This window comes from Micromonospora sp. M51, assembly GCF_018070305.1.
Lineage (GTDB): Bacteria > Actinomycetota > Actinomycetes > Mycobacteriales > Micromonosporaceae > Micromonospora > Micromonospora parva.
Window position 1 is genome coordinate 1 of the sequence record NZ_JAGPXZ010000231.1, and the last position, 7,897, is coordinate 7,897.

Genomic DNA, 7,897 nt, shown 5'->3' on the forward strand with positions numbered 1-7,897 from the left:
GTCTGGGCCTGCTGGCCACCCGCCGAGCCAACTGGAGCAGCCACCTGCCGTTCGGCCCGTTCCTGCTGCTCGGCACGGTGGGTGCCGTCCTGCTGGCGGCCTGACCCGGCGGGCGGCGACCGGCCGGGTCGCCGGTCACTGTCGCGAGCGGCCGGCCAGTTTGGGGACCGGGCTGTCCTGACGGTCGGCCCGCCGGCGCAGCACCTCGCCGATCGGGCGGGCCAGCAACGGGGTGATCACCACGGCGACCAGGGCGCCGAACAGCACCCCCGCGATCACGTCGTGCGGGTAGTGCACGCCCACGAAGACCCGGGAGAAGGCGGCGAGCGCGGCCAGGGGCAACGCGACCAGGCCGAGGCGGCGGGAGAGCAGCAACGTGGTGACCGCCAGCGCGCCGGCGATGGTGGCGTGGTTGCTGGGGAACGACCAGTCGCCCGGGGGTGGGCAGGCGCTCGCGATGATCTCCCGGCCGATGGTCCGGCAGGGGCGCTCCTCGTCCACCACGGTCTTGAGGAACTCGCTGCCCACGTACGCCAGGATGGCCGGCAGCGGCGCGATCAGGGCGAGTGCCCGGTCGTGCGGGCCGCCGGACCGGCGGCTCAGCGCGGCCATCAGCAGCAGCGCGCCGAGTATCAGGATCACCCCCTCGGTGGCGTGTCCGACGAACCACTGCACCGGCTCTGGGCTGCCGGCGGCGGCGTCGACGACGTCGCGGTACCACTCGGCGCTGATCTCCGGAACGTCAATGCTGCCGTTGTCGACCATGCATCACCTCACTTCACGTTCATACCTCGTTCACCTGGGGGACACCCTAGGAACGCGGCAGCGGGCACTGCCGCTGTCGAAGGTCGAGTGGCTTTGGCGACCTTCGTCCAGGATTCGTCCAGCTGGCTCTGGTTGGCTGGTGCAGGACATCGGCCGACAGGAGACTTCGTGCAAACCGGTTCGACCACCGATCAACCGCAGTCCACCGCCGGCTTGGCCGACGACGAGACCTGGCGGATCCGGCGCACAGCGGCCGACCAGGACCGGCTCGGCGAGACCGAGTCGATCTTCGCGTTGAGCAACGGGTGGATCGGCTGGCGCGGGGTGCTCGACGAGGGTGCTCCGTGCGGGATGCCGGGCAGTTACGTCAACGGCTTCCACGAGCGGCGCGAACTGAGCTACCCCGAGGAGGGGTACGCGTTCCCGTCGGCCAGCGACACCGTCATCAGCGCACCAAACGCCGCGCTGATCCGGCTCTGGGTCGACGACGAGCCACTCGATCTCCGGACCGGGACGCTGCGCCGCCACGAACGGGTGCTCGACCTGCGCGCCGGCGTGCTGACTCGGGAGACCGAGTGGATCTCACCCGCTGGTCGGGCCGTGCGCCTGCGCAGCAGCCGGTTGGTGTCCCTGCCGCGTCGCCCGGTGGCCGCCGTCCGGTACGAGGTCGAGCCGTTGGACACCGCCGTCGAGCTGCGCGTCTGCTCGGACCTGCTGGCAAACGAGAAGGTGCCGGAGCGCTCGGACGACCCTCGGGCCGCCTCGGTGCCCACCGACCCGCTGACCGCCGAGACGTACCGGGCGACCGGCCTCGACGGCGTGCTGGTGCACCGCACCGAACGCAGCGGCCAACGCGTCGCGGTCGCCGTCAGTCACCTGCTGGACGGGCCGGACACGGTGACCACCACCGGCGACTGCACCCCGGACCGAGTACGGCTGACCGTCACGGGTCGTCTGCACCCGGGGGAGCGGTTGTGGCTGCCGAAGTTCGCCGCCTCCGAGTGGGCGGCGGTCGACGAGACGTCCGCCGACGAGTTGGCCGCCCTGGTCACCGCCGAGGCGGACGCCGCCCGCGCGGACGGCTTCGACGCCCTGCTCACCGACCAGCGCGCCGCCCTGGACGCGGCCTGGCAGGTCGCCGACGTGCGGCTCGACGGCGATCCGGAGCTTCAGCAGGCAGTTCGGTTCGCGATGTTCCACCTGATCCAGGCCGGTCGCCCGGACTGCGACCGGACCATCTCGGCCAAGGGGTTGACCGGCAACGGCTACGACGGTCACGTCCTCTGGGACACCGAAAGTTACGTCCTGCCGGTGCTCACCTACCTGGCCCCGGCGGTGGCCCGGTCGGCGCTGACCTGGCGGCACGCCCACCTCCCCGAGGCGCGGGAGCGGGCCGCCGAGCTGCGGTTGGCCGGCGCGACCTTCCCGTGGCGCACCATCGGCGGCCGGGAGTGCTCCGGCTACTGGCCGGCGGGCACCGCCGGGCTGCACGTCAACGCCGACGTCGCCGACGCGGTGCTGCGCTACGTGGCGGCCACCGACGACCAGCGGTTCCTGGCCGAGGCGGGGCTGGAACTGCTGGTGGAGACCGCCCGGCTCTGGCACGGCTTCGGCCACTGGTCGGGCGACGGCGGCTTCCACCTGCACGGCGTGACCGGCCCGGACGAGTACGCCGCGCTCGTCGACGACAACGTCTTCACCAACCTGATGGCCAGGCGCAACCTGCGCGGCGCGGCGGACGCCGCCGAGCGGCATCCGGAGGTGGCCGGCCGGCTCGGCGTGGACCGCGACGAGGTGGCCGGCTGGCGGGCCGCCGCCGATGCGATGGCCATCCCGTACGACAGCGAGCGCGAGGTGCACCAGCAGGCCGCCGGCTTCACCGAGCAACCCGAGTGGGACTTCGCGAACACCGGCGACGACGACTACCCGCTGCTGCTGCACTTCCCGTACCTGGAGCTGTACCGCAAGCAGGTGGTCAAGCAGGCCGACCTGGTGCTGGCCATGCAACTTCGCCCCGGTGAGTTCACCGCCGACGAGAAGGCGCGCAACCTGGCGTACTACCAGGCCCGCACGGTCCGCGACTCGTCGCTGTCGGCCGCCCCGCAGGCGGTGCTGGCCGCCGAGGTCGGGCACCTGGACCTGGCGTACGACCTGTTCGCCGAGTCGGTGCTGCAGGACCTGGCCGACCTGGGGGACAAGACCGCCGACGGGCTGCACCTGGCCTCGCTGGCCGGCGCGTGGCTGGCACTGGTGCAGGGCTTCGGTGGGTTGCGCGACGACCGCGAGGTGCTCTCCTTCGACCCCCGCCTGCCGCGCCGGATCGACCGGCTGGCGTTCAGCCTGCGCTGGCGCGGCCACCGGCTGCGGGTCACGTTGACTCCGACGGAGGCCCGCTACGAGCTGCCCGACGCCACCGGCGACGCCGAGATCGAGCTGTGGCACCACGGCGAGTCGCTGCGGGTCACCGGCACCGAGCCGGTCACCCGGCCGATGCCGCCGGTGCCCGACCCCGGCCCGGAACCGCCGTCCCCGCCCGGCCGCCGCCCCACCCGCCGCTCGGCCGACTGAGCCGCCTCGCTGGTGTTGTCGCGCGGTGGTCTCCGGTCCGTGGCTCGGCTCAGATCGGCGCGGGACCACCTGCCATCCGTTCGCGGACGGCCGCCAGATCCTCGAAGGCGTACGCCCAGTTGTGGCACTTGAAGCTGCGCAGACCGTCGATCGCTGTGTGACAGTCGGAGCAGCGCACCCCGGCGATGGCGTCCGGGATCTCGGTGTTGACGTACTTGCGTTCGCCGAGGATGACCGTGGCGATCATGGTCTTGTCGTGCAGGCCGGAGAGGGCCGACGAGACGATGTCGTACCAGGTGATCCGCCGGCGGCACTTCGGGCAGTCGGGTTCGTCGCCGCTGACCCAGAGCGGGGCGCCGATGCTGCGTGCGGGCATGCCGAGCAGCTTCTCCAGCCGCCGGACGTCCGACTCCGGGGTGGTCCAGCGGTGTCGGCCGGGCAGTGACGCGGGTGAGTCGTACACGGCGCGGAACAGGTCGTTGTCGACCTGCACGGTTTCGCGCTGAGCGGTCATCGGCTTCCCTCCTCGTTGAGTCGGTGCCCCCACCGTGGTCAGCGGTGACCATGGGCGCAGCCGGATCAACGACACGAGGGGTCAGCGGGTCGTCGCCACGCGGCTGACCGCTTTCGGCTCCGGTGCGCGGCCTCGGGTGGTACGACGGACGCAGGGGCCGTGCGCCAGCGGGAGGAGCGCCGATGGCGAGCAGACCCGAGCGGCTGCTGCGGGGCGGCGACTCGCCGCTGAGCGCCTCGTTCCTGGAGCTGTTCTTCGATCTGGCGTTCGTGCTGGTCCTCAGCCAGTTGGCCGCCCACCTGCTGCACGACCTCACAGTGGTCGGCGCGCTGCACACCGCCCTGCTGTTGACCGGAGTCTGGTGGATCTGGGTGCCCACCACCTGGTTCGCCGACTGGTACGACCCGCAGAGCCCGGCGGTGCGGTGGCTGCTGGTGGGCGCCGCGCTGGGCACCCTGCTGGCCGGGGTGGCGATCCCGCAGGCGTTGGACGGGCGGGGGCTGCTCTTCGCCGCCGCGTACGTCTCGGTGCACATTGCCCGTGGGGTGGTGACCGCTGTCGGGTTGCGCGGTCATCCGCGGCAGATTCGAACGCTGCGGATCCTGTGCTGGTTCAGCGTCTCGGCCGTACCGTGGCTCGCCGGTGGGTTGCTGCCGCAGTGGCGGGTGCCGTTGTGGCTGCTCGCCCTCGCTCTCGACCTCACCGGTCCGAGGCTCGGTTACCCCACACCCGGGATGGGCCGGACCACGCGGGAGGAGTTGCACCTGGCCGGTGAGCACTTCGCCGAGCGGTACCAGCAGATCATGATCATCGCGCTCGGCGAACTCGTCCTGGTCGCCGGCCTGTCGTACGCCGGCACCGATCTGCACTTCTCACAGACCGTCGCGTTTCTGCTGGTCTTCACCCTCGCCGTGCTGATCGGTCTGCTCTACGTCACGCCTGCCGGCCAGCGCCTCGGCCCGGCCATCGAGCGCGCCGATCCGGCCCGGCTCGGCGTGATCACCGGTTACCTGCACCTGGTGATGATCGCCGGGCTGGTGGTCACCGCCGTCGGCGCCGAACTGAGCATCGTCCACCCCCTACGGACCGGTGACACGACCGCCGTCGCGGTCATTCTGAGCGGCCCGACGCTGTTCCTCGTCGGGCGGATCCTCTTCTCAGCGGCGATCCACCGGCGACTCTCCTGGCCCCGGGTCGCCGCCCTGTTCGTGTTGGCCGGCGCGGCGGCCGTGCTGCGGCTGCCGCTGGTGGCGGTCAGCGCGGTCGCCGTCACGGTGGTGCTGGTGGTGGTCGTCCTGGATCACGCCGGCATCCGGTCCTACCGCCACCGATCTGGTGCGTAGGCAATAAGCCTGACTAAGGTCAGGTGTATGGACTCGGCTCTCATCGCCGCCGTACGGCGGTTCAACCGGACGGTCACCCAACGGGTGGGTGCGCTCGACGACGAGTACATGGCCCAGGGCCGTCCCCTGGGGCAGGCTCGACTGCTCTGGGAGATCGGCCCCGCCGGTGCCGAGGTCGCCGCGCTACGCACCCGGCTCGGCCTGGACTCCGGACACCTCAGTCGGCTCCTGCGCACCCTGGAGAACGACGGTCTCATCACCGTCGGTCCGGTCGACCGGACCGGCGGCGACGGCCGGGTACGTGTCGCCACGCTCACCGACGCCGGCCGGACCCAGTGGGCCGACCTCGATCAGCGCTCGGACGATCTCGCCGCCTCGATCCTCGAACCGCTCACCGAACACCGCCGGGAACGACTCGTCACCGCCATGGCCGAGGTGGAACGGCTGCTCGTCGGGTCGATGGTCGTCATCGAGCCCTGCCCGCCGGGCGACCCGCGGGCCCGTGCCTGCCTCCGGGCCTACGTCCGGGACATCGCCCGACGACTCGACGACGGGTTCGACCCCGCACTGAGCAAGCCGCTGCACGACGATGCGCTCGCCCCGCCCAACGGTGTGCTCCTGCTCGCCACCCTCAACGGCGAACCGATCGGCTGCGGCGGGGTGAAACTGCACCGGGGCGAGGCCGCCGAGATCAAACGCGTGTGGGTGGCGGACACCGTACGCGGCCTCGGCGTCGGGCGGCGGCTGCTGGGCGAGCTGGAACGGTACGCCGCCGAGCGTGGCGCGACCGCCGTCCGGCTGGACACCAACCGCAACCTCACCGAGGCGATCGCCCTGTACCGGGCGACCGGTTACCGGGAGATCGAGGCGTACAACACCGAGCACTACGCCCACCACTGGTTCGAGAAGCGGTTCGCCTAGACCCGAGCGAGTGGTCAGGATCGATCGCCATCTGATGGCACGGCACCGAAAATGACCTCGAAGACCGCCGCCTCGCTGGGCAGGCTGGTGGGTGCCGGAGCGAACAACAGCCTCCGGCACCCACGCGAGGCGTCGTTCGTGCGCAAGCTTGTGTATTACATCGCCACCACCCTGGACGGCTTCATCGCCGGCCCCGACGGCGCCGACCCCACCGGCCCCGGCGGTTTCTGGCCCGTTCCGAAGGACTACCTGCGCCACCTCGTCGCCGAGTACCCGGAGACCCTGCCCGGCCCGGCCCGGCAGGCGTTCGGCATCACCGACGAGGGCAGCCGGTTCGACACCGTGCTGGAAGGACGCCACTCCTACGAGGTGGGGCTGAAGGCCGGCGTCACCGACGCGTACCCCCACCTGCGCCACCTGGTGTTCTCCCGCACGCTGGGCAACAGCCCGGATCCGGCCGTCGAGGTCGTCGACCAGGACCCGATCGCCACGGTACGAGAGCTCAAGCGACACGACGGCAAGGACGTCTGGGTGATCGGCGGTGGTGCCCTGGCCGGTGCCCTGTATCCCGAGATCGATCAGCTGATCGTCAAACTCGCCCCGCTGACCATCGGCGCCGGCATCCCGCTGTTCGGCCGCGACGCCGTCTTCGCCCCACGCACCTGGCGGCTGACCGATCACACCGTCCTGGACAGTGGTGCCCTCTTCCTGACCTACACCCCACCGAGGCCGCAGACGAGCCCGCATGAGCGGTGGATGCGGTCCTACCGTCCGGGTCACTGGCCGTAGCCAGGTTCGCGGGTAGGCAGTCCGGTCTGGCCGCTGCTGCCGGTCGGCGACGGCACCAGCGGCCAGACCGGATCAGCCCTTCACCGCCCCCGCGGTGAGTCCCTCGGTCAGGAAGCGCTGCCCGAGGGCGTACATGATCACCACGGGGATGCTGACGAGCAGTGACGCCGCGGCGAGTTGTCCCTGTGGCACGACGTCTCCGGCGATCATCGACTGCATCCCCACCGGGAGCGTCTTGTACTCGTCCTTCGTGATGAACACGAAGGCGAAGAGGAACTCGTTCCAGGCGTTGGTCAGGGTGAAGAGCGCGACCGCCAGCAGCCCCGGCTTGGCCAGCGGCAGCACCACCCGGCCGAACGCCTGGACGCGGCTGCAACCGTCGACAAGTGCGGCCTCCTCCAGCTCGATGGGGATCGACGAGAAGTACCCCACCAGCAGCCAGGTGGCGAACGGCAGGGTGAAGGTCGGGTACGTCACCACCAGCGACCACAACGAGTCGGTGAGTCGAGCGCCGATGAGCATCTGGTACAGCGGGATGAACAGCAGCGCGCCCGGCATCACGTAGGTGAGCAGCACCGTGACGGTGAAGCTCTGCGCCCCGCGGAACCGCAGCCGGGCCAGCGCGTAACCGGCCAGGGCGGCGCAGACCAGTGCCACCGCGGTGGACGCCGCCGACACCAGCAGAGTGTTGAGGTACCAGCGGCCGAACGGCTGGTTGGCGAAGAGGGCGCTGAACTGTTCCAGCGTCCACGGCGTCGGCCACAGGTCGTCGGTACGCATGACGACCTGGCCCTCGGACTTGAAGGCCGTGACGGCGATCCAGTACAGCGGGCCGAGCACGAAGAAGAGCAGACCGGCCAGCGCGACCCAGGACCCGACGCCCGACACCGCCGACGACGACCGGCGACCGCCTCGTGACTGGAGGGTCGAGACGACCCGGCCGACCGCCGCCGCGACCAGCAGAATCACCCCGAGGACCACCGCCGCCTTCCAGAAG

General features: G+C 71.2%; 7 protein-coding genes and 1 pseudogene. 5 read left to right on the top strand and 3 right to left on the bottom strand.

Features of this window, described 5'->3' with window-relative positions; genetic code table 11:
- Positions 1-104: pseudogene (locus KBX53_RS14655) on the top strand (prepilin peptidase); the annotation flags it as partial.
- Positions 105-135: 31 nt separating this feature from the next.
- Here KBX53_RS14655 and KBX53_RS14660 read toward each other — a convergent pair.
- The gene (locus tag KBX53_RS14660) at positions 136-765 is read right to left on the bottom strand and encodes a phosphatase PAP2 family protein (RefSeq protein ID WP_210859792.1); all 630 of its coding nucleotides are present in this window, start codon (positions 763-765) and stop codon (positions 136-138) included.
- Positions 766-933: 168 nt separating this feature from the next.
- Here KBX53_RS14660 and KBX53_RS14665 point away from each other — a divergent pair, with 168 nt between their 5' ends.
- The gene (locus KBX53_RS14665; protein ID WP_210859799.1) at positions 934-3,333 is read left to right on the top strand and encodes a glycoside hydrolase family 65 protein; all 2,400 of its coding nucleotides are present in this window, start codon (positions 934-936) and stop codon (positions 3,331-3,333) included.
- A 49-nt stretch (positions 3,334-3,382) separates the two neighbouring features.
- On the opposite strand, the gene KBX53_RS14670 is transcribed toward KBX53_RS14665, so the two are convergent.
- Positions 3,383-3,847 carry a hypothetical protein gene (locus KBX53_RS14670; RefSeq protein WP_030332298.1) on the bottom strand — a complete coding sequence of 155 codons (465 nt, stop codon included), beginning with the start codon at positions 3,845-3,847 and terminating at the stop codon, positions 3,383-3,385.
- A 182-nt stretch (positions 3,848-4,029) separates the two neighbouring features.
- On the opposite strand from KBX53_RS14670, the gene KBX53_RS14675 reads away from it, so the two are divergent.
- Genes KBX53_RS14675 through KBX53_RS14685 form a run of 3 tightly spaced genes read left to right on the top strand, consistent with a single transcriptional unit; the run spans position 4,030 to position 6,900 of the window.
- Entirely contained in the window at positions 4,030-5,190 is a 1,161-nt protein-coding gene (locus KBX53_RS14675) for a low temperature requirement protein A (protein ID WP_210859800.1), read from the top strand.
- Between the two features lie 27 nt (positions 5,191-5,217).
- Complete coding sequence (locus tag KBX53_RS14680) at positions 5,218-6,111, top strand: helix-turn-helix domain-containing GNAT family N-acetyltransferase (protein ID WP_210859801.1); 894 nt, start codon at positions 5,218-5,220, stop codon at positions 6,109-6,111.
- A 51-nt stretch (positions 6,112-6,162) separates the two neighbouring features.
- Positions 6,163-6,900 (top strand): dihydrofolate reductase family protein, encoded by a 738-nt coding sequence (locus KBX53_RS14685; RefSeq protein ID WP_247675627.1) that lies wholly within the window; start codon positions 6,163-6,165, stop codon positions 6,898-6,900.
- A gap of 72 nt (positions 6,901-6,972) precedes the next feature.
- Here KBX53_RS14685 and KBX53_RS14690 read toward each other — a convergent pair.
- On the bottom strand, positions 6,973-7,897 hold a 925-nt coding region (locus KBX53_RS14690; RefSeq protein ID WP_210859802.1), incomplete at its 5' end, for a carbohydrate ABC transporter permease.

Bases quoted from the DNA above. Each gene is read 5' to 3' on its own strand.
- KBX53_RS14660 (WP_210859792.1), bottom strand. From the start codon at position 765: ATGGTCGACAACGGCAGCATTGACGTTCCGGAGATCAGCGCCGAGTGG.
- KBX53_RS14685 (WP_247675627.1), top strand. From the start codon at position 6,163: ATGACCTCGAAGACCGCCGCCTCGCTGGGCAGGCTGGTGGGTGCCGGA.
- KBX53_RS14680 (WP_210859801.1), top strand. From the start codon at position 5,218: ATGGACTCGGCTCTCATCGCCGCCGTACGGCGGTTCAACCGGACGGTC.
- KBX53_RS14670 (WP_030332298.1), bottom strand. From the start codon at position 3,847: ATGACCGCTCAGCGCGAAACCGTGCAGGTCGACAACGACCTGTTCCGC.
- KBX53_RS14675 (WP_210859800.1), top strand. From the start codon at position 4,030: ATGGCGAGCAGACCCGAGCGGCTGCTGCGGGGCGGCGACTCGCCGCTG.